Source organism: Microbacterium oxydans (assembly GCF_000956525.1).
In the GTDB taxonomy this organism is placed as follows: Bacteria; Actinomycetota; Actinomycetes; order Actinomycetales; family Microbacteriaceae; genus Microbacterium; species Microbacterium oxydans_A.
This window is the reverse complement of sequence record NZ_JYIW01000016.1, coordinates 59,284-80,573: the sequence shown is the minus strand read 5'-3', so window position 1 is coordinate 80,573 and position 21,290 is coordinate 59,284. Positions and strand designations below refer to the sequence as shown.

Below are 21,290 nucleotides of genomic sequence, written 5' to 3'. Positions count from 1 at the left end.
TGTCGAAGGGTCCGTCACGGCACCCGATGCAGCCACGCGTCGGTCGCGAACTTCGACTCGACGAGGGCTTCCGCATCCGCGTATTCGTCGGCGCTGATCTCACCGATCTCGGCGTCGGTCAGCGAACGGAAGGTCGCGATGAAGCGGTCGATGATCTCAGCGCGGGTGAGCCCGGTCTGGCTGCGCAGCGGATCGACGCGCTTGGCGGCCGAGGTCGTGCCCTTGTCGCTGAGCTTCTCGCGTCCGATGCGCAGCACCTCGGTCATGACCTGTCCGTCGAGGTCGTACGAGAGCGAGGCGTGGTGCAGCACTCCCCCATTCGCGAGGCGCTTCTGGGCGGCGCCGCCGATCTTGCCTGACGGGCTCGCGATGTCGTTGAGCGGCTGGTAGACCGCGTCGATGCCGAGCGAGCGAAGCGCCTGCAGCACCCAGTCGTCGAGGAAGGCGTAGGAGTCGGCGAAGGTCATGCCCTGCACGAGGGATGCCGGTACGTACAGCGAGTACGTGATGATCTGCCCTGCGGGGATGAGCATCGCGCCGCCGCCGGAGATGCGGCGGACGACCTCGAAGCCGTGGCGGGCCGCCCCCTCGGGGTCGACCTCGTTGCGGTACGACTGGAAGGAGCCGATGACGACCGCCGAGCCGTCCCATTCCCAGATGCGGAGCGTGGGGCGGCGACGCCCTTCGCCGACCCGCGACGTCAGCACCTCGTCGAGTGCCAGATTCATGCTCGGCGACACGGCCTTGTCGTGCACGATCTCCCAGTCGAAGTCGCGCCATCCGGGTGCGGTCACGAGCGCGCGACGCACCGTCGTGCCGACGGCCTCCGGTGTGAAACCGAGCAGCTGTGCGCCGTCGGGGAGCGCGCCGCGGACGACCGCGGCGATCGCCGATGCGTCGGTCTCGACGGGGAGGCCGTTCACTGCGGCGTTGATCGCGTCGAGCGCGGTGTCGGGCTCGAGGAAGAAGTCACCCGCCAGGCGGAACTGCGCGATCCTGCCGTCCTCGACCTCGAGGTCGACGACGACGAGCTTGCCACCTGGGACCTTGTATTCTCCATGCACGGTTCCAGCTTAAGGCGCGCACCGCCGCCTGGCCCGGTGTGCCGGGTCAGCGTCCGAGCACCACCGCACGCTCGCCGGCACGGATGGGGGCCGAGAAGCGGTTCGCATCCGGCGGGAGCGGGCAGATGAACTGGTCGGAGAATGCGCACGGCGGCAGGTAGGCGCGGTTGAAGTCGATCACTGCGGAACCGTCTGCAGCCGGTTCGTCCGCCGGCAGGAACCGGAAGCGGTAGGTCTCGTGGCCGTTCGTGCCGTCGCCGAACACCGCGTTCAGTGCGCCTGCGGAGTTGCGTGTGACGGTGAGCTGCTGCTCCTTGCCGCGCAGCGTGAAGCGCAGCCGTCCGGCGATCGGCGCCTGGTGCTGGCGGCCGTCGACCGAGGTGAAGGTGACGGTCTCGTGCGGCGTCGACTCGAAGTCTGCCGGCACGCGCCAGCTCTCATCCGGCCGGTACGTGTCGATGCCGCTGAACCGCTCCCGCTGCGGCCGCGCCGGGTTGAACACGCGCAGCGCCAGCAGTTCGTCTCGTGGGAAGACCCGCAGCTCTCGCCGACCGAGTCGCAACGTGTCAGCGCCGTGCAGCGCGACGGTCGCGCCCTCCTGTCCGAGCTCGCTGCCACGGATGCCGCCGTCGCCGGTCAGCGCCCAGAGCCCCGGGATGCCGTCGACCGCGGAGGGGATCGTGATCAGCCAGTTCGTCGACTCGAGCGCCGCCGGCCCGTATTCGGCCCCCGCGTAGCGCTCGCGCGCCGCATGCCACGCGCGCCAGTCGTCCTCGAAGCCCATCCGGCCCGCTCCCTCTCTGCGGGGAGGTCGCCGTTCGCACGGGACGCCTCACCCGACCGTCCACGGAATGATGAGCCGAATCTACGTCGGCGCCCACGGCGGGCGAGCGGCGCGTGTCACACGCCTTTATGCGGCGTCACACCGCGTCACATCCCCGGCGACGGGGCCTCAGCGTGCGGGGAAGCGAGCGTCGAGCCAGGCGAGCACGTCTGCGCGCACCTCGTCCTGCTGCAGCTCCGCGAAGATCTCGTGCCGTGCGTCCGGATAGACGAGGGTCGTGATGTCCTCGACCCCCGACCGGGTGCGGTACTCCTCGGCGAGCTTGTGGACGCTGCGGGGTCCGCCGACGGAATCGTCGCGTCCGACGAGCAGCAGCATCGGCAGGTCGACCCCGCCGCGCGCCGCGCGGAGCTCTTTCGCCGGGCGGCCGTACAGCTTGGCCGCCTCGACCGGGCCGAACAGCTTCAGCAGTGGCACATCGGTCGTCAGGGGGTCTTCGTCGAACTGCTTCCAGACGGCGGGGTCACGGCTGAGCCATTCGAGTCCGGTCGCCTCCGGGCCAGCCCACCGTGCGTTGAGCGGCGCGGCGTTGAGCAACCCCGGCATGCGCAGCGCCGAACCCGAGAGGATCACGGCGTCCCAGGCGTCCGGGTGGTCGTTGACCAGCATCTGCGCGAGGAACGAACCCCACGAATGGCCGAGGAGGATCAGCGGCAGGTCGGCGTGCTCGTCGCGGATGATGCCGGTGAGCTGCCAGATCGCGTCCTTGGCGGCGCGGATGCCGCCGGGGCCGAGACGGCCGAGCTTGGCGGGCCCGCCGTGCTGACGGATGCCGGTGCGACCGTGACCTCGATGGTCGTCGGCGTAGACGTGGAAGCCGGCGCCGGTGAGGGCACCGATCAGGGCGCCGTAGCGTCCTGCGTGTTCGCCCACGCCGTGCAGCAGCTGCACGACGCCGCGCGGGGTTCCCTGCGCGGGGTGGACGTCGTAGACGATGGCGATGCCGTGGGCATCCGTGAACTCGCGGGTATCCGTCACGGTGCGAGCCTACCGACGGATCAGCCCAGCGGCGACCGGTCGAGCGCGGCGAGCACTGCCAGTGCCGTCTCGAGATCCGTGACCTCGTACCCGCCGACGCCGTCTGCGGCCGAGCCCATGCGCACGCCGCCCTGTTCCTGCACGGAGCGCTTGGCGGAGAAGTGGATCGCATCGACGCCGATCGCGGCGAGCGCCGGAGCACTCGCCGCAGTGACACCGCTGCCGGCCATGATCTCGATCTCGCCCGCTGCCGCGGCGACCAGCGCGCGCAGGGTGTCGATGCCGTCGATCGCGGCGGATGCTCCGCCGGAGGTCAGCACGCGGCGGAGTCCGAGCTCGCGGGCGACGGCGAGCGTCCCGAGCGGGTCGCCGGTGACGTCGATCGCCCGATGCAGGGTGACGGATGCTGCGCCCGCGGCGTCGCGCAGCCGCGCCATGACGTCGCGGTCGAGGCGACCGTGCTCGTCGAGCGCACCGATTACGACACCGGCGGCCCCGGCATCCACCGCCCTGCGGATGTCGAGTTCGGAGACCGCGATCTCATCGTCGTCGTAGTGGAATCCGCCGGCGCGGGGACGGATCAGCACGTGCACCTCGGGGCCGTGCTCGCCGGCGGCTGCGATGGCGAGTTCGAGCGTGGCCGGCGACGGCGTGAGTCCGCCGAGGGCCAGGGCGGAGGCGAGTTCGACGCGCGCGGCGCCGACCTGTGCGGCGATGCGGACGCCTGCGGCATCCTGCACGGCGAGTTCGAGGGCGGGGGTTCTGGTCACCCGTCCATTGTGCCGCCTTCCCTCCGAGCAGAAGATTAGATAGGCTATCTAAGTAATGTCTGCGTCCGAAGAATCCCTCAGCCTCACCGCCACCGATCTGCGCATGGCCACCTTCCGCCTGGCTCGGCGACTGCGTCGGGTACGCGCGACCGATGCGATCAGCGACGCCCAGCTCTCGGTGCTCGCGACGCTGCGCATGCACGGACGCCGCACGATCTCGGCCCTCGCCGAGCACGAGCGCGTGACCGCCCCCTCCATGACGAGCACCGTGAACGGACTCGAGGAGCTCGGCTACCTGACCCGCACCCCGGATGAGGACGATCGTCGCCGCGTGCAGGTCGACATCACCGAGACCGGCGAGGCGATCGTGGTCGAGACGATCCACCGCCGCGACGCCGTGCTCGCCGACATGCTCGGCGAACTCGACTACACCGAGGAGGAGCTCGAGACGCTCCGCGCTGCGAGCGCCCTGATGCGGAGGGTGACCGACCGATGAGCGCCATGTTCCGTTCCTTCTCGAACATCAACTACCGCATCTGGTTCGCCGGCGCCCTGGTGTCGAACGTCGGCGGCTGGATGCAGGCGACCGCGCAGGACTGGGTCGTGCTCACCGAGCTCACCGACAACGACGCCGCAGCGATGGGCGTCACGATGGCCCTGCAGTTCGGCCCACCGCTGGTGCTGGTGAGCCTGACCGGCCTCGTCGCCGACCGCTTCGATCGCCGCCGCATCCTGATGGTCACGCAGTCCACGTTGCTGGCACTCGCGATCGCGGTCGGCGTGCTGCTGCTGAACGGCGTCATGACGTTGCCGATGATGTTCTGCTTCGCGCTCGGTTTCGGCATCGTGAACGCCTTCGACGCCCCGGCACGCCAGGCCTTCGTCTCTGACATGGTGTCGACGGGCGACACCTCGAACGCGGTCGCCCTGAACTCGGCATCCTTCAACCTGGCCAGGATGATCGGCCCTGCGGTCGGCGGTCTGCTGATCGTGGCGATCGGCTCAGGGTGGGTGTTCATCGTGAACGCGGCGACGTTCCTCGCAATGATCCTGGCGCTGCTGATGCTGCACCGCGAGCTGCTCGCCCCTCGTCTGAAGAACCGCAACCGAGGTGGCCTCGCCGCCGGGTTCCGGTACGTCTGGGGTCGCAGCGACCTGCGGGTCGTGTTCGTGACCGTCTTCCTGATCGGCGCGTTCGGCATGAACTTCCCGATCTTCGCCTCGACCATGGCGATCGAGTTCGGCTCCGGCGCCGACGGTTACGGGGTGCTCAGCTCGATCCTCGCGATCGGCTCCCTCGCCGGGGCGCTGCTCGCCGCCCGCCGCGACCGGGCCAGAGTGCGCGTGGTGATCCTCGCGGCCGGCGGGTTCGGCATCGCCGCGTTCGTGTCATCCGCGATGCCCAGCTACGCCTCCTACGCCGTGACGCTGATGTTCACCGGGTTCATGATCGTGACCCTGCTGACCACAGCGAACGGCTATGTGCAGATGACGACCGACCCGGCGTTGCGCGGCCGTGTGCTCGCGCTGTACATGGCGGTCATCATGGGCTCGACCCCGGTCGGCGCCCCGATCGCCGGGTGGGTGGCCGACACCCTCGGACCACGAGCAGCGATCATGCTCGGCGGGACGGCCGGTCTGATCGCCTGCGCGATCGGCACCGTGTGGGTGCTCACCTCCGGACGGCTGAAGCGTCGGGAGGACCGGCGGTTCCTGCTCACGCTCGACGAGACGCGTCCGCTCAGCATCATCGACGAGGTCGACCCGATCGAGTTCAGCGACGAGGCGGCGGTCACGACGCCGATCCGCTCGGCCAAGCCGAAGGATTGATCCGCGGGGCGCACTGATCGTCGCCCCCTCGACCGCGCGCCTGTCAAGGCCCTCCGCGCCCGATCGGGGCACGTTTACGCTCGCCGCATGGACGAGAACAGCACACCGCACCCCCAGGACCCCGCCGAAGGCGCCGAGCACCCCGACGGCACCGACCACGACCCCCAGGGCGGCAGCCAGGGCGGCGCCATCCAGGGCGACAGCTCGCACGGCGACTCGCCGCACGGCGCGATCCAGGGCGACAGCTCGCACGGCCACTCGACCGACGGCGCGATCCAGGGCGACGCCAGCCGTGGCGACGCTCCCGCTCCCCTCGGCGGCGACGAGCACACCGAGGATCAGCTGCAGGCAGACAACCCGGCAGACTGAGCTCCCCCGCTCGCCCCCACCCCCTGCCGAGCGGCCCCCTTCTGCGCGAACCGGCCCCTTGCGATCGATCGCAAGGGGCCGGTTCGGCTGCAAGGGGGCCGCTCGGCAGCTCTGGGCTAGGCGCCCAGCACGAGCTTGAGCTGCTCCACCGCCCAGTCGAGCTCCGTCGCGCGGATCACGAGCGGCGGCGCGATGCGGATCGTCTGCCCGTGCGTGTCCTTCACGAGCACGCCGCGGCCGAGCAGCCGCTCGGCGATCTCGCGCCCGGTGCCCTTCGCCGGATCGATGTCGACCCCGGCCCAGAGTCCGGCGATGCGCACCTCGGTGACACCGTGACCGATCAGCGGCTGCAGCGCCTGCTCGAGGTGGGCGCCGAGTGCGCGGGCGCGCTCCTGGAACTCCCCCGACTCGAGCATCTCGACCACACGAAGGCCGACCGCCGCAGCGAGCGGGTTGCCGCCGAACGTCGAACCGTGCTCACCGGGCTGGATGACACCGAGCACATCGGCATCGCCCACGACGGCCGACACCGGCAGGATGCCGCCACCGAGCGCCTTGCCGAGCAGGTACAGGTCGGGCACGACACCCTCGCGATCGCACGCGAACGTCTCGCCGACGCGGCCGAGCCCGGCCTGGATCTCGTCGGCGATGAACAGCACGTTCTTCTCGTCGCAGATCTCGCGGATGCGGCGCAGGTACCCCTCCGGCGGGATCACGACGCCGGCCTCGCCCTGGATGGGCTCGACGAGCACGGCCGCGGTGTCCTCCGTGATGGCGGCAGCCACGGCATCCGCATCACCGAACGGGACGATGTCGAACCCGGGCGTGTAGGGACCGAAGTCGTCGCGCGCCGACTCGTCGTCGCTGAAGCTGACGATCGTGGTCGTGCGACCGTGGAAGTTGCCGGCAGCGACGATGATCCGCGCCTTGCCCTCGGCGATGCCCTTGACCCGGTAGCCCCAGGCGCGAGCGACCTTGATGCCCGTCTCGACCGCCTCGGCACCGGTGTTCATCGGCAGCACGAGCTCCTTGCCGGCGAGCTTCGCGAGCGCGGCCGCGAACGGCTCGAGACGATCGCTCTGGAACGCGCGGCTGATCAGCGTGACCCGGCCGAGCTGCTCGGTGAGTGCTGCGACGAGGGCCGGATGCCGGTGCCCGAAGTTCACGGCGGAGTACGCCGCGAGCAGGTCGAGGTAGCGCTTGCCCTCGACGTCGGTCACCCACGCGCCGTCGCCGCGCGCGATCGTGACTGGCAGCGGATGGTAGTTGTGGGCGACGTGCGGCTCTGCGACGACGTCGGTCACTTCGCACCGCGCAGTTCGAGCGTGCAGCACTTGATGCCGCCGCCGCCGAGCAGCAGCTCGGAGAGGTCGATCATGATCGGGTTGTAGCCGCGCTCGCGCAGCTGCTGCTCGAAGCCCTTCGCCCGCGGCGAGATGATCACGTTGTATCCGTCGCTCGCCGAGTTCAGGCCGAACACCGAGCCGTCCTCATCCGACACGAGGATCGCATCGGGGAAGCGCTCCTCGAGGATCGCGCGGCTGGCGTCGTCGAACGCACCGGGGAGGTACGCGATGTTGGCGTGCTCAGGGCCGCCGTGCTCGGTGCCCTGCACCGGATCGAGCACCGTGAGCGCGGTGTCGAGGTGGTAGAAGCGCGGGTCGACCAGGTTGAGCGAGATGACCTCGCGGCCGAACACCTCGCCGACCTCGCGGTGGCTGTCGCCGGTGGAGCGGAAGCCGGTGCCGGCGAGGATCACGTCGCCGACCAGCAGGAAGTCGCCTTCGCCCTCGTTGACCTCTTCGGGCACGACGGTGTCGTAGCCGGCTGCGCGGAACCAGTCCTCGAACGCGGGGGCCTCGCCGGCGCGCTCCTGGAAGCGGAACTTCGGCACGTACGCGCGGCCGTCGATCAGGAAGCCGCCGTTCGCGGTGTAGACCATGTCCGGGAAGCCGGGGAGCGGCTCGATCAGCTCGACCTCGTGGCCGAGCTCGATGTACAGGTCGTGGAGCGTCTGCCACTGCGCGACGGCCTTGGCGGTGTCGGTCGGGTTGGCCGGCTCCATCCACGGGTTGATCGTGTAGCTGACCGTGAAGTGCTCGGGACGGCACATGAGGTACCGGCGGTGCTGCGCGGTGCGGACGGAGGCGGTCTCAGGCGTCGACAGCGTGTTTTCGAAAGACAAGGTGCTCCTCGGAACGGGACGCGGCGGACGCTGTCCAGGGGCCCGGCGGTCCTTCCACTCGCTGCTCACGGAGAGCCTGTGGCGAGGAAGATGCGACTCGGGCACGCCGGTTCCCATTCTGTCACCCGGCGCCTGTGCCTCGCCAGGGTGCAGCATCCGATTGCTCCGGTCGCAGTCGATGCCGCCTTCGACACCCTGGGGCGGCAGCATGTGCGACCGGAATCCCCATCAGGGTGCGGCGGCGACCACGACCTTGCCCACGGTGTGCCCGGCCTCGACATGGGCCAGGGCAGCGGATGCCTCGGCGAAGGGATACGCGCGCTCGATCACCGGCACGATGCGGCCATCGGCGGTGAGCTCCAGGAGTTCGCGCAGCACCTCGGGTCTGGTCGAGGCGGCGAGCGGACGGATGCCGGGGCGCGAGCCGATCGACAGGACGGCGGCCCTCAGCATCCGTGGCACCGGGCCGAGCACGTGGCCGCCGTCACCCGTCGCGAGCACGACCGTGCCGCCGGGCGCGACCAGGCGCTGGAGCTCGCGCAGCGGCATCCCCCCGGCGATGTCGATCACCGCGTCGAAGCGCGCCGCCGGCAGTCCGGCCAGGGGCTGTGTGCGGTGGTCGAGCGTGCGCACGGCGCCGAGCTGCTCGACCAGCGGGGCGTTGCGCGCACCGCAGGTGGCCCACACCTCGGCACCCCGGATCGCCGCGAGCTGCACCGCGAAGGTGCCGACGCCGCCAGAGGCTCCGATGATGAGCACGCGCGGCGCGGTCGCACCCGTCAGCCCGACGCCGGCCAGGTCGAGCGCCTGCCACGCGGTGCCGCCGGCGATCGGCAGGCACGCTGCGCGCTGCGGGGCGATGTCGGCTGGACGCGGCACCAGCCGTGACGCCGCGACCGTGGCGTAGCCGGCCAATCCGCCGCCGCCGGCGAGCTCGCCGACGACCTCGTCTCCGATGGCGGCGCCGACCACATCGGGACCGACCGCGACCACGGTGCCGGCGACATCCATCCCCCGCACCGGCTGCTTCGGCCGCGTGAGTCCGAAGACCGGTCGCACGAGCAGCGGATCGCCGAGCATCAGGCGCACATCGCCGGCGTTCAGCGCGGTCGCCCTGATGCGCAGCAGCACCTCGCCGCGCCGGGGAACGGGGATCGGCACCGCTTCGAGCGTCGTCCCGGCGGCCGGGCCATAGGCTTCGCGCCGCCAGGCGTTCATCGTCTGGGTCATGTCACTGCTCCGGGTAGGCGAAGAGGTCGTCGAGCCCGACCCCGAACGCGCGGGCGATCTGGAAGGCGAGCTCGAGCGTCGGAGAGTACTTCTCCTGCTCGATCGCGATGAGGGTCTGCCGGGTCACGCCGATCGTGCGGGCGAGCTCGGCCTGCGTGAGACCTGCGGCTTCACGATGGGCACGGATGCTGTTCGAGACGAGTGTGGGCTTCACCATCAGACGAGGCCCCGCCGGTAGGCGATGACTCTCGCGATGCCGCCGATGATCGCCGACACCGCGAAGCCGAGGAACATCGTGTGCGCGATCCAGAAGACATCTGCACCGATCGCGCACAACACGATCACCCCGAGTCCGGCGATCACGACGAAGGCCTGCTCGACTCGTCCGCCCATGCGGCTGATGTCGCGGTCACGGATGTCGGAGCGGCCGGTGCCATCGGGGTCCTTCGCATGAGCGATCAGGCCCCAGAGGATGCTGAGCACGATGATGGCCAGGATGCTCAGGCCGATCATCCAGAGCATCAGCGGGAACCAGTCGACAGCGGTCAGCGGACCTCCCCCCGCCCGCTGCAGCACCACCAGGATGTAGATCGGCAGCGCGATGATCCCGACGATGAGCCCCGTCCAGGCGTTGCGCTCCTCGTACGTCATGATGGCCTCCTCGTGTAAAGAATTCTTGACACGTTGAGCGTACGCCCGACATCGGCACATGTCAAGAATCTTTGACACACTTGTCGCTCCGCCACCCGAGGGGTCAAAACACGCCCCACGCGGCCCGCGAGGCGCGGCGCGTCTTGACCCCTCACCACTCCACCACGTGACCTTGGCGCGGCCGACCCCAGGGCGCGGGCCACCCCTGGGTCCCTGAGCCTGTCGAAGGGCCGGGGCCACCCCAGGGCGGGGCCACCCCAGGGCGGGGCCGACCCCAGGGCGGGGGCCACCCCAGGGTCCCTGAGCTTGTCGAAGGGCCGGCGCGTCAGATCACGTCGGCGAAGGTCGCGTCGGGGTTGCCGAAGCGGTGCGCGGTGATCGCGATCGCCTGCTCGTGCACGAACGGCAGCAGCTCGATGCGCCCGGCCGAGGTCACCTCTCCGCCGTACACCGCGAGGTCGGGGTCGCCCTCAAGCGCACGAGCCAGCGCCGAGGACACCGCGTCGACCGATGCGCGAGGCCCGACCAGCCGCACCCGACCGGCACGCGGCGCAGTCGGAGCCTCGCCGGGCGCGGCAGCGGGGCGCGGCCGCATCCGCTCGATCCACTCCTCGTCGCTCTCCAGGAACACCGCTGCATCCAGGTCGCCGAGCGCGTGGCGCACCGCCGACGGCAGGCCGACCGGCGTCGAGAGCGTGAAGCCGGCACCGGCGCGCACCGCCGCGATGACGATGCGCAGCAGGTCCTGCAGTGCGGCATCCGCTGTCGCCCTGATCTCGACCGGCACCGGGCGATACCGGAACAGGTTGCGCTCGACCTCGAGGTGCGAGACGTCGCGCACCTGACCGAACTCGCGGTCCCAGGCGAGCGCATCCGACAGCGCCGAGCGCCGCAGCCACTCGAACGATTCGAAGTCGAGCGATGGCTGAGCCGACTCGATCAGACCGGTGATGCGCGAGTCGAGGCCGCGCAGATGCAGCGTGCTCGAGGGCATGGCGCTCGGCTGCGAACGCCACGAGCCGAGACCGATCAGGTAGTTCGGTCCGCCCGCCTTCGCGCCGGGGCCGACCGAAGAGCGCTTCCAGCCGCCGAAGGGCTGGCGTTGCACGATCGCGCCGGTGATCCCCCGGTTGACGTACAGGTTTCCGGCCTGCACGCGGTCGAGCCAGAACGAGAGCTCGTCCGGGTTCTGGGTGTGCAGGCCCGCCGTCAGCCCGTACGCGACGGCGTTCTGCAGCTCGACGGCTCTGGCCAGGGTCGGCGCGTGCATGATGCCGAGCACCGGGCCGAAGAACTCCTCGAGGTGGAACCGTGAGCCGGGCTGCACGCCGACGCGCACGCCGGGTCGCCACAGTCGCCCGCTCGGGTCGTCGGTCGACACGGCCGGCTCGATCAGCCACTGCTCGTCGCCCTCGAGCTCGGTGAGCGCCCAGGCGAGCTTGCCCTGCGGCTTCTCGATCACGGGCCCCACCTCGGCGAGCGGATCCGTCGGCCAGCCGACATGCAGCGACCGGACGGCATCCGCCAGCTGCCGGGCGAAGCGCTGCGAGCGTCCCACCGGCCCCACCAGGATCGCCAGCGATGCCGCCGAGCACTTCTGCCCTGCGTGCCCGAAGGCGCTCTTCACGAGGTCGGCGACCGCGAGATCGAGGTCGGCGGACGGCGTGATCACGATCGCGTTCTTGCCGCTCGTCTCGGCGAGCAGCGGCAGCTCAGGGCGCCAGGAGCGGAACAGTGCTGCGGTGTCCCAGGAGCCGGTGAGGATGACGCGGTCGACGGCCTCGTGGGCGATGAGCGCCTGACCGAGCTCGCCCTCCTCGATGTCGACGAGCGCGAGCACATCGCGCGGGACGCCGGCCTGCCACAGGGCCTCGGCGATCACGGCTGCGCAGCGGCGGGCCTGCGGCGCCGGCTTGAACACGACGCCGGATCCTGCGGCGAGCGCTGCCAGCACGCCGCCGGCCGGGATCGCGAGGGGGAAGTTCCACGGCGGGGTCACGACCGTCACCCGTGCGGGCACGAATGCGGCGCCGGAGATCGCGTCGAGCTCCCGCGCCTTGGAGGCGTAGTAGCCGGCGAAGTCGACCGCCTCGCTGACCTCGACGTCGGCTTCCGCGATGACCTTGCCGGTCTCGGATGCCGCGACCTCGATCAGCTCACCACGGCGGGATTCCAGCGCGGCGGCGGCGCGCAGCAGCACCTCGGCGCGCTCGGCGGCAGGACGCGAGCCCCAGGCTGCAGCGGCTGCCTCGACCCGTCGCACCGCGCGCTCGAGCGCGTCGGCGTCAGTGATGCGGGCACTCGCGAGCGTCGTGTCGCCGGCCGTCGACCCCTCGATGCCGGCGCGGATACCGGCCGCCCACTCGCGGTTCGCGGGCAGCGCCGGGTCGCTGTCGACCGCGTTCTCGAAGCCCGGCGCTCCACCGGTGCCGGTGTCGACCTCGCGAGCGGAGTAGATGGCCGTCTCGAGGAATCCCTCGCCGGCCGAGTCGTCGAACACGTCTGAACCGTCCGAGCCGCGGGAGATGCCGAGCACGGCCCTCGTCAGGTCGATCTCGGGCTCCGGTGCGGCGAGCGCAGGGCGGACGGACTCGTGCATGGGTGCGAGACGGTCCTGCGTGCGTCGAGGACCCCGCCAGAACGCCGGGTCGCGCGACAGGTCGAGCGCATCGAGGAAGCGGTCCTGCTCGCGCACGAACAGCGACTCGTCGCTGTCGAGGTGGAACGCCGCCGAGAGGAAGTTCTCCGACGAGGCGTTCTCCTCGAGTCGCCGCACCAGGTAGCTGATGGCGACGTCGAACTCGGCCGGTGCCACGACGGGCACGTACAGCAGCACCGGGCCGACCTCGCGCGCCACGGCCTGCACCTGCCCCTGGGCCATGCCGAGCAGCATCTCGAACTCGACGTCGTCGCGCACGCCGCGCTCCCCCGCGAGCAGCCAGGCGTACGCGATGCTGAACAGGTTGTGCCCGGCGACGCCGATCCGGACCGCATCCGTGTGCTCAGGGCGCAGCGCCCAGTCGAGGCAGCGCAGGTAGTTCGCGTCGGTCTCGAGCTTGGTGTCGTAGGTCGCGGGCGTCCACCCGTGCATCTTCGCCTCGACGTGCTCCATCGCCAGGTTCGCGCCCTTCACGAGGCGCACCTTGATCGGGGCTCCCCCGTACTCGACGCGCTCGCGCGCCCAGGCGGTGAGTTCCTGCAGTGCGGGCAGCGCATCCGGCAGGTAGGCCTGCAGCACGATGCCGGCGGTCAGCCCGGTCAGCCGTGGATCCTCGAGCAGTCGGGTGAACACCGCGATCGTCAGGTCGAGGTCGCGATACTCCTCCATATCGAGGTTGATGAACGTCTGGGTCCCTGAGCCTGTCGACGGGCTGGCTGCGGTCAGGTACAACGGCAGCAGTCTTTCGACGACCTGCTCGACGACCTCATCGAACGCCCACATCGAGATGTGACTGATGATGGCCGAGACCTTCACCGAGACGTAGTCGACATCGTCGCGGCGGATCAGCTCATGGATGCCGTCGAGGCGCCGCTTCGCCTCGGCCTCACCGAGGACCGCTTCGCCCAGCAGGTTGAGGTTCAGGCGCGACCCCGTCTCGCGGATCCGCGCGATCGCCGGGCCCAGCTTCGCCGGACGCGCGTCGACCACGAGGTGCCCGACCATGTCGCGCAGCACCCGCCGTGCGATCGGCACCACCGGCGAGGGCAGCATCGGCGCCATGCCGCCGCCGAGTTTCACGGCACCGCGCAGGTACCAGGGCAGGAACTCGGGCACGATCGGGGCGATCCGGTGCAGTTGGGATGCCGCGGCGCCGAGGCTCTCCGGACGCATCACGCCGTCGACGAAGCCGAGTGTGAAGGGCAGACCGTTCGCGTCCTGCAGCACGTCGGCGAGGCGTCGGGCGGCCGGGTCGACCTCGACCGCGGCGGCTTCGGTCACCCACCGACGGGCGAGCTCGACGGCTCGATCGGCCAGGGGTGCGGATGCCGCGGCATCCGTCGGGAAGGACGACGACTCGGACATGGCCTCAGCCTAGGTCGCTGTCACCCCTCCGGCCCGGAGCCTCGCCCGTGATCACGGGGTGTTCGGCCGGGTCCGCTGCGTGAGCGATCTCTGTCAGCGATCCGGCCCGCTCTATGCTGTTGCCGTGACCACGACACCGCCTGAGCGCACCGTCACCGAACATGGGCCGGCGTCGGTCGCGGCCGTGAACGCCGGCGCTCGAGCGAAGGTGCTCGGCTGGGCACGGCAGAGCATCGACCTGGTGCCGACGTCCTGGCTGATCACCGGCGCGGGCGCCCTGCTGTTGGGCGCCACTGCACTCTTCGGTGGGCTGGAGGCAGCCGCGGTCGACCCCACACCGTCGGTCGCCGCCGGAGAGACGTTCGCGGGGTCGGACCTCGAGATGACGGTCCTCGGCGTGCAACTGCGCGATGAGCGCGGGAAGGCACTCGTCTTCCCCGACGAGGAGAAGGGCGAGCGGGTGCTCGTCGTGGTGGTCGACGTCGTGAACACGTTCGACAGACCACGGAGTTCCTCGGACGGCGCGGCCAGATCGCCCGTCATCGACGGCATCCGTCTCGAGGGGCTCGATGAACCTCCCACCATCTCTCGCGCCGATGACGGCGAGGCGTCACCAGCGCTGCAACCCGACGTCCCCGCTCGCCTGCTCCTGGCGTGGCTGGTCGGGCCGGACGACTTCCGCGAGGGCGATGAGGTGACGCTCACGCTCCCCGACTCCACGCACCGCGTCGGCACGAGCGTGGTGCGCGGCGACTACTGGGACGACATCGTCGTCGGTGCGACGGTGACCACGACGATCGACGAGCCGGGAGCATCGTGAAGAAGACGATCCTGGTGTGGTCGCTCACGCTCGTCCTGCTGGCCGCAGCCTGGGGCATCTCGAAGGCGACGCTCCCCGACGACGCATCGACTCTGCCGTTCCCCGCCGCAACCGAGGTCGGCGAGACCGTGACCACACGCAATCTCGCCGTCACGGTCACCGACGTGCACGTCGCGAACCGCGTACGAGATGCGGCGGAGTGGTCGGCGGACGGCAGCTGGGTGGTCGTCGACCTCGAAGCCGCCGGTGTACTGACCCAGGACGAGGGCACCCTGGCGCTCGCTCAGCTCGTCATCGGCGATCGCACCTTCGGGGCGACGGACCGCGGCACCACCTTCCTGGACCAGCGCCTGGTCACCGGCGTCCCCCGGTCCGGCAGCCTCGCCTTCGAGCTCCCGGAGGACGCCCTGGCTGGCACTGCGACGCTCCGACTGGGGACAGCCCGCGAGGTGCAGCTCGACGATGTGATCGAGCTGACCATCGAGCTCGGCTCGCTGCCGGTCGACGCCGAGGTCGCACTCGACGAGAACGGATGGGCGCGATGACCATCCCCATCCCACCCGCGCGCCCGTCACCTCAGCCTGAGCCCGCGAGACCGCCATCCTGGTGGCGGCGCAATCGGCTCGCGCTGATCGCCCTCGCCGTCCTCGTCCCCGGAACAGCCGGCGGCATCGGCTGGCACGAGTGGCACCAGTACTACGGTTTCGACGCGCGGCCGTTCCAGCCGATCACCGTCGGGGAGGGCGACACCGCGGATCTCGTGGGAGCCACCTGGGGTCCGATCCGCGGCGGAGAGATCGACGACATCAGCGGCCTCGACGTGCCTGACGATGCGACGGTGATCGCCGTCGGCATCCCGGTCGCCGCGGGCACCGACGGAGTCGCCTGCGCGGGCCCCGTGCTCGTGCAGCAGTCGACCGGCCGCGAATGGCGCACGGCGCGCTCCGAGATCGGGCTCCTGTCGGATTCCGAGGAGCCCGAGTTCTGCGTGCAGAACCAGAAGGGCGACTACGAATTGATCGTCCCGTTCGTCGTCCCGGACGACGCCGAAGGCCCGTTCTGGGTCGACGTCTGGCCTCAGGATGCGGGCGGGTCGTTCTTGAGGTTCGCGCTCGAGGACTGACCGCCGACCACATCCCGAGAGGGCGCCGCGACGATGGCGGCAGCGACGGTATCCGCCGACGAAGGCAGGAGCCCGGCGGCATCCGCCACCGCCCGCATCTCGGTCTCCTCTGCCGAGACGGACGCGGAATCCGACCGTTCCTGCGGTCGACGCCGCAGCCGACCCAGGGTCGCATCGTAGGCGCCCGTGATGACCGCGATCCGCAGGGGTTCGGTGACCATCAGCGGGACGAGCGAGACCACCGGCAGGATGATCGCCCAGGTGAGGTACTCGTGCGGGCCGATCAAACGGGTGATCCCGAACGACAGGTACGACTCCAGCGCCTTCACCGTCACATACAGGAGCGCGTATGACGCGACGAGGAGCGGGCCCGCTCGCCACATCAGCAGGATCGCCCGTCCGATCGGGCGGAAGCGCGCGCCGAGCTCCTCGCCGAGATCCTTCAGCCGCCGCACCACCGGGTTCGGGATCGCCGTGGCGTGGTCACGGACGCGCGCGATCAGCTCGTTCTCCAGCCGGAGCTTCTCGGCGACGATGGCCTGTCCGAACACGACACCGGCGATGGTGAGCCACGCGAGGGGCGCGATCAGCACGGGGCCCGCCTCGGCGAGCACCCAGCCGATGCCCTCCCAGAGCCAGCGCAGCGGCGCCACGGCGTTGAGGACCTGTTCGCGGACGTCTTCGAGGAACGCCATCGCAGCACGGCTGTCCACCCATGCCTTGATCATGTCGAAGAGGTCTCCGAGCAGGATGACGGAGAAGAAGACCCAGACGACCTCGAAGTAGACGGCGACTGGCGACAGCCAGGTCGAGAGCTTCGCCGACCATCTCGACCACGCCCACCTTCCCGCGAAGGCCAGCACGATGATCAAGATCGTCCAGACGTTGAACGGCAGGTTGAGCACGGTGTCCTGGTCGCTGACCGGACCTTCACCGTTGACTCCGGCTGTCCAGATGATGCCCGTGCGCACCTCGAGCGCACGGATCGAATACGCGTTGATGTCTTCGCGCAGGAGGCCCTGGGCCCAGTACACGGCGAAGAAGGGGAGGATGCCGGCGAGCAGGGCCGAGAGGAAGGTGCGCCGACGCTCGACAGGCTCATCCGGGAGCGGTGCGACCTCCTGAAGATTGCGCAGACCGCCACGCACCACGAGGAACATCGCGACGAGACTGATCAGTCTCGCGAGGATCCCGATCGGCAGCACGAGGAAGCCGAGCGTCGCCGAGGAGGCACCGATGAATCCCGCCACCTGGGCTATCACGTACTGCACGAGCACTCCGGCGAGATACCACGCCATGAGCGCAGGCCAGTGCCGCAGCAGCACGCGTCCGGTCGTGGTCAGGATCCCCAGCACGGCCCTAAACTACCGCGTCAGACCACCGGAATACCGGAACTAGGACCAGACGCTCGGAGCCGGCTGCCGCACGGGCGGCAGTGCGGATGCCGCGGCCCAGTCATGCACCCACGGGTCGATCTCCGGCACGCCCTCCGGCTTGCCGACCGCGGCGAACAGCTCCTCGTTGCTGACCGTGCCGCCGGTGCGGCGCAGCATCCGCGACCGCACGATCACGCGCGCGTAGATCTCGCCGTCGACGACCGCCCTGTGCTCGAGGAACACCGCCTTGTCGTCGTGACCGATGAAACGCGACTGCACGTCGAAGCGCTGCCAGAGCTGCAGCGACTTGCGGAACGTGACGGTCTCGCTCGACACGACCGCGTACCAGCCCCGTTCGTTCATGGCGTCGAACAGGCCGGTGCGGATGAGCAGATCCCATCGTCCGAGGTCGAACAGCGACAGGTAGCGGCCGTTGTTCATGTGGCGCAGGATGTCGATGTCGGTCGGCAAGGTGGTGAGCCGGATGCTGCTGACGGACGATGCGTCGAGCGTCTTCCCCCGGCGCACGCGGCGTCGGGCACGGAGGATCACGAGGAGGGTGCGCCAGATCACGTTCACGAGGATCGATCGTAGCCATGAGTGCATGGACGGCGAATTCCGTTGTGCGAATCCTCCATCTGCCGTTCGGGGAGTTCGGACGGCATCCGCTCGATTTCCGGATCGCTCACGCCCCGCGTAGAGTCGCCGCATGAGCGCCGAAGCCCAGCCAGAAGTCATCGTCCGTCCGGTCCGTGATGTGGATGCGGAAGCCCTCGGTCGCGTGCACGCCCAGTGCTGGCACGAGACCTACGACCACCTGATCAGCAAGGCTGCGCTCGAGAAGGTGTCCCCTCGCCGCATGGCCGAGCTGTGGACGCACTGGGCCTCGCAGGGTCCGGACTTCAAGATGAACGCCGCACTCGTCGACGGCGAGATCGTCGGCTTCGCCGGCTCCGGGCCCGCTCGCGACAAGGATGCTCCGGCGTTCCGCGAGCTCTACTTCATCTACCTGCTCGACGCGTGGCACTCCACCGGCATCGGCCAGAAGCTCTTCGACGCTGCGGTCGAGAAGGATGAGCCGCTGTACCTCTGGGTCGCCGAGGACAACCCCCGCGCGCACCGCTTCTACACGCGCAACGGCTTCACGCTGGACGGCGCACAGCACACCGAGCCGTTCCTCGGCGAGACGCTGACCGAGGTCCGCTTCACGCGCTGACGCTCCCTCCTGCCGAGCCACCCCTTTGTGTGCGAGCGGCCCCTCTGAATGCATCACTCAGGGGGGCCGCTCGCGTGTAAGGGGGCCGCTCGGCAGGGGGGTGGGGGGGGTCAGCGACTGGAGACCTGGCCGAAGGCCTTCGCGATCGGGGCGATCACGAGTGGGCGAGCGGCGAACCAGCCGGCGGCGATCACCACGAGGGATGCCACGAACACCCAGAAGCCGGTCCACGTCACCGCATCCTGCGAGGCGTACATGTGGTTGAGGTTGCGCAGGAACCCGGTGAGCATCACGAGCGCGACGTGCGCGATGATGAACGCCACGAAGTACAGCATGATCGGGAAGTGCAGCGCGCGGGCCCACTCGACCGGGTACGCCTTCGACAGGCGCTCGGCCCTCTTCGGCCACAGCCCCGACATGCGGAACCCGGTGATCGCGGCGAGCGGGGCGGCGATGAAGACGGTCGCGAAGTATGCGAGCTGCTGCAGGCTGTTGTAGTTGTTCCAGCCGTTCTCATGCGGCCAGTCGAACGAGACGTACTGCAGCGCCGCCGACAGCGCGTTCGGGAAGACCTCCCAGCTCGTCGGCACGATGCGCACCCAGTGCCCGGTCACGATCAGCAGCACGATGAAGATCACCCCGTTGACCAGCCACAGGATGTCGAGCGCCTGGTGGAACCACAGCGTGAGGCTGATCTTGCCCTTCGGGTTGTTCCGCGGGGTCCAGAACGCGGTCGGACGCTTCTCGGTGCGCACCCTGAGCCCTGAACGGATGATCAGCACCATCAGGAACACGTTGAAGAAGTGCTGCCACCCGATCCACGGCGCGAAGCCGGGCTCGACCGCGATCGGCGACTCGTACTCGCCGGGGAACGCCGCCAGGAAGTCCTGCATGAACGGGAAGCTCAGCAGCGTGCGCACGAGCGCGACGGCCGCACCGGCGAGCACGCCGAGCGCTGCCGCACCCATCAGCCCGGCGATCGCCTGCGTCCAGGTCGGACGACGACGAGCGGATGCCGCCGGCGCGGCGAGCTGACGCGGCGCCCGGCCGTTCCAGACGGTGCGCGTCCACGCCAGCGGGACGTCGATGCTCCGCGCGGGGATCGCGACCGCCGCCCCTGCATCCGCAACCGGGACCCCTGCATCCGCAAGTTGGGTCCCTGAGCCTGTCGAAGGGCCTGCATCCACAACCTGGGTCCCTGTATCCGCATCCTGGGTCCCTGAGCCTGTCGAAGGGCCGACCATCGGAGCAGTGCCGGCCGGTGGCCACGGTTCTCCACCGACGACACGTGGGAGGCCGCGCCGAACCATCGTGTCTGCAGTTGCCGCGGCGGGTGCCGGCGCAGCACCGGCAGCCGCTGTCGCGGGTGCGGTGGCGATCGGCGCCGCTGCCGCGGGCGCAGCAGGGCGAGCGGATGCTTCGACCGGAGCGGATGCCGCACCGGCGCTCACGCGAGGGGCGGTCGCCTCAGCAGGCGGCCAGGGCTCGCCACCGGGCACGCGCGGGAGGCCGCGGCGAATGGGGGCGGTCGAGGCGTGGGGCGCTTCGACAGGCTCAGCGACCCGCTCCTGCTCAGCGACAGCATCCGGCTCAGCCTCAGGAACCTGGGTCCCTGAGCCTGTTGAAGGGCCCCCGCCCGCCTCAGAAACCTGGGTCCCTGAGCCTGTCGAAGGGCCCCCGCCCGCCGCCACAACCTGGGTCCCTGAGCCTGTCGAAGGGCCCTCGTCCACCGCCGCCTCGACCTCGGTCGCCGGCGGCCACGCCTCTCCGCCCGGCACTCGCGGCAGTCCGCGCCGGAGCATCCTGGGTCCCTGAGCCTGTCGAAGGGCGCCCATGACTACTTCTTCCGCGCCTCGAGCGCGGCGATGAGCTGCGGCACGACCGTGAAGAGGTCGCCGACGATGCCGAAGTCGGCGACGTCGAAGATCGGAGCCTCACCGTCCTTGTTGATCGCGACGATCGTCTTCGAGGTCTGCATGCCGGCACGGTGCTGGATCGCACCGGATATGCCGAGAGCGACATACAGCTGCGGCGACACCGAGACTCCGGTCTGGCCGACCTGGTGCGACTGCGGGATGTACCCGGCGTCCACGGCGGCGCGCGAGGCGCCGACCGCCGCACCCAGAGCGTCGGCGAGCTCCTCCACCAGCACGAACTTCTCCTTCGATGTGAGGCCGCGTCCGCCCGAGACGACGCGCGTCGCGCCGCGCAGCTCAGGGCGGGACGACGCGACCTCGACGGCCTCGATCGCACCGGCTGTCGCTGCGACCGCGCCGGACGGCGTCACCTCGATCGCCGAGACCTCCGGCGACGCGACGGCTTCGGCGCGAGCGTCGACCGCGCCCTGTCGCACCGTGATGATCGGCGCACCGAAGGTCGGCGCCGACTCGACGAGGTATGCCCCGCCGTAGACCGAGTGGTGCGCGACGATGCCCTCGTCGTCACGAGACACCCCGACCGCGTCGACCGACAGCGCGAGCTTCTGGCGCACGGCGAAGCGTCCGGCGACGTCGCGACCGGCGATCGAGTTCGAGATCAGCACGGCGTCGGGCTGCACGCGCTCGAAGGCGGCCTGCAGGGCGTCCACGATCGGCACGGTGAGCGCTGCGGCATCCGCATCCGCGGTGAGCACGACCGGTGCTCCTGCCGCTGCCGCCTGCGCGGCGGCATCCGCAGTCCCGCCGACGATCAGCGCGACGGGGGTGCCGACCGCGGAGGCCGCACCGATCAGTGCGGCAGTGCTGCTCGCGACGTTCCCCGACGGGTCGACGTCGACCAGGACGAGGATCGGGTTCTCGGGATTCGCCATG

21 protein-coding genes are annotated in these 21,290 nt (G+C 70.2%); 7 read left to right on the top strand and 14 right to left on the bottom strand.

What is annotated here, in order from left to right:
* Window positions 1-14: 14 nt before the first annotated feature.
* From RS83_RS02270 to RS83_RS02255, 4 genes are all read right to left on the bottom strand, one after another.
* On the bottom strand, window positions 15-1,064 hold the full coding sequence (locus RS83_RS02270) for a lipoate--protein ligase family protein (RefSeq protein ID WP_045277887.1): 1,050 nt from the start codon (window positions 1,062-1,064) through the stop codon (window positions 15-17).
* A 46-nt stretch (window positions 1,065-1,110) separates the two neighbouring features.
* Window positions 1,111-1,848 carry a DUF1684 domain-containing protein gene (locus tag RS83_RS02265; protein ID WP_045277886.1) on the bottom strand — a complete coding sequence of 246 codons (738 nt, stop codon included), beginning with the start codon at window positions 1,846-1,848 and terminating at the stop codon, window positions 1,111-1,113.
* A gap of 168 nt (window positions 1,849-2,016) precedes the next feature.
* A complete protein-coding gene (locus RS83_RS02260) occupies window positions 2,017-2,886 on the bottom strand; it encodes an alpha/beta fold hydrolase (protein WP_045277885.1) in 870 nt (289 codons plus the stop codon).
* 20 nt (window positions 2,887-2,906) lie between these two features.
* Entirely contained in the window at window positions 2,907-3,656 is a 750-nt protein-coding gene (locus RS83_RS02255; protein ID WP_045277884.1) for a copper homeostasis protein CutC, read from the bottom strand.
* Window positions 3,657-3,711: 55 nt separating this feature from the next.
* On the opposite strand from RS83_RS02255, the gene RS83_RS02250 reads away from it, so the two are divergent.
* The 3 genes from RS83_RS02250 to RS83_RS02240 all read left to right on the top strand — a co-directional run bounded on the left by RS83_RS02250 (window position 3,712) and on the right by RS83_RS02240 (window position 5,855).
* Window positions 3,712-4,152 carry a MarR family winged helix-turn-helix transcriptional regulator gene (locus RS83_RS02250; protein WP_045277883.1) on the top strand — a complete coding sequence of 147 codons (441 nt, stop codon included), beginning with the start codon at window positions 3,712-3,714 and terminating at the stop codon, window positions 4,150-4,152.
* 5 nt (window positions 4,153-4,157) lie between these two features.
* Complete coding sequence (locus RS83_RS02245; RefSeq protein WP_082071477.1) at window positions 4,158-5,486, top strand: MFS transporter; 1,329 nt, start codon at window positions 4,158-4,160, stop codon at window positions 5,484-5,486.
* An 87-nt stretch (window positions 5,487-5,573) separates the two neighbouring features.
* On the top strand, window positions 5,574-5,855 hold the full coding sequence (locus tag RS83_RS02240) for a hypothetical protein (protein WP_045277881.1): 282 nt from the start codon (window positions 5,574-5,576) through the stop codon (window positions 5,853-5,855).
* Between the two features lie 116 nt (window positions 5,856-5,971).
* Here RS83_RS02240 and rocD read toward each other — a convergent pair whose 3' ends face one another.
* The 6 genes from rocD to RS83_RS02210 form a co-directional block, all read right to left on the bottom strand.
* A complete protein-coding gene (gene rocD, locus RS83_RS02235; RefSeq protein WP_197072048.1) occupies window positions 5,972-7,159 on the bottom strand; it encodes an ornithine--oxo-acid transaminase in 1,188 nt (395 codons plus the stop codon).
* Window positions 7,156-7,968 carry a dimethylargininase gene (gene ddaH, locus RS83_RS02230; RefSeq protein WP_197072049.1) on the bottom strand — a complete coding sequence of 271 codons (813 nt, stop codon included), beginning with the start codon at window positions 7,966-7,968 and terminating at the stop codon, window positions 7,156-7,158. The genes rocD and ddaH overlap by 4 nt, the downstream gene beginning before the upstream one ends.
* 300 nt (window positions 7,969-8,268) lie before the next feature.
* Window positions 8,269-9,270: an NAD(P)-dependent alcohol dehydrogenase gene (locus RS83_RS02225; RefSeq protein WP_052678756.1), complete on the bottom strand. Its 1,002-nt coding sequence runs from the start codon at window positions 9,268-9,270 to the stop codon at window positions 8,269-8,271.
* Window position 9,271: 1 nt separating this feature from the next.
* Window positions 9,272-9,487 carry a helix-turn-helix transcriptional regulator gene (locus tag RS83_RS02220; protein WP_045277879.1) on the bottom strand — a complete coding sequence of 72 codons (216 nt, stop codon included), beginning with the start codon at window positions 9,485-9,487 and terminating at the stop codon, window positions 9,272-9,274.
* Window positions 9,487-9,921 carry a hypothetical protein gene (locus RS83_RS02215; protein ID WP_045277878.1) on the bottom strand — a complete coding sequence of 145 codons (435 nt, stop codon included), beginning with the start codon at window positions 9,919-9,921 and terminating at the stop codon, window positions 9,487-9,489. Before RS83_RS02215 ends, RS83_RS02220 begins: the two co-directional genes overlap by 1 nt.
* A gap of 325 nt (window positions 9,922-10,246) precedes the next feature.
* A complete protein-coding gene (locus RS83_RS02210; RefSeq protein WP_045277877.1) occupies window positions 10,247-13,945 on the bottom strand; it encodes a proline dehydrogenase family protein in 3,699 nt (1,232 codons plus the stop codon).
* Between the two features lie 124 nt (window positions 13,946-14,069).
* Here RS83_RS02210 and RS83_RS02205 point away from each other — a divergent pair, with 124 nt between their 5' ends.
* From RS83_RS02205 to RS83_RS02195, 3 genes are read left to right on the top strand one after another with little or no spacing between them, the layout of a single operon-like run.
* Window positions 14,070-14,765, top strand: a complete 696-nt coding sequence (locus RS83_RS02205; protein WP_156153083.1) for a hypothetical protein — start codon at window positions 14,070-14,072, stop codon at window positions 14,763-14,765.
* Complete coding sequence (locus RS83_RS02200) at window positions 14,762-15,310, top strand: hypothetical protein (protein WP_045277875.1); 549 nt, start codon at window positions 14,762-14,764, stop codon at window positions 15,308-15,310. Before RS83_RS02205 ends, RS83_RS02200 begins: the two co-directional genes overlap by 4 nt.
* Entirely contained in the window at window positions 15,307-15,888 is a 582-nt protein-coding gene (locus RS83_RS02195; protein WP_156153082.1) for a hypothetical protein, read from the top strand. The genes RS83_RS02200 and RS83_RS02195 overlap by 4 nt, the downstream gene beginning before the upstream one ends.
* Here the strand turns inward: RS83_RS02195 and RS83_RS02190 are convergent.
* Both RS83_RS02190 and RS83_RS02185 read right to left on the bottom strand, forming a co-directional pair.
* A complete protein-coding gene (locus RS83_RS02190) occupies window positions 15,843-17,243 on the bottom strand; it encodes a hypothetical protein (RefSeq protein WP_052678753.1) in 1,401 nt (466 codons plus the stop codon). The genes RS83_RS02195 and RS83_RS02190 overlap by 46 nt on opposite strands.
* 39 nt (window positions 17,244-17,282) lie before the next feature.
* Window positions 17,283-17,843, bottom strand: coding sequence for an acyl-CoA thioesterase (locus RS83_RS02185; protein WP_045277927.1), 561 nt, complete (start codon window positions 17,841-17,843; stop codon window positions 17,283-17,285).
* A gap of 130 nt (window positions 17,844-17,973) precedes the next feature.
* On the opposite strand from RS83_RS02185, the gene RS83_RS02180 reads away from it, so the two are divergent.
* Window positions 17,974-18,480 carry a GNAT family N-acetyltransferase gene (locus RS83_RS02180; RefSeq protein ID WP_045277873.1) on the top strand — a complete coding sequence of 169 codons (507 nt, stop codon included), beginning with the start codon at window positions 17,974-17,976 and terminating at the stop codon, window positions 18,478-18,480.
* Between the two features lie 110 nt (window positions 18,481-18,590).
* Here RS83_RS02180 and RS83_RS02175 read toward each other — a convergent pair whose 3' ends face one another.
* Entirely contained in the window at window positions 18,591-20,315 is a 1,725-nt protein-coding gene (locus RS83_RS02175) for a cytochrome b/b6 domain-containing protein (protein ID WP_197072047.1), read from the bottom strand.
* Between the two features lie 2 nt (window positions 20,316-20,317).
* Window positions 20,318-21,289: an electron transfer flavoprotein subunit alpha/FixB family protein gene (locus RS83_RS02170; protein WP_045277871.1), complete on the bottom strand. Its 972-nt coding sequence runs from the start codon at window positions 21,287-21,289 to the stop codon at window positions 20,318-20,320.
* Window position 21,290 lies beyond the last annotated feature (1 nt).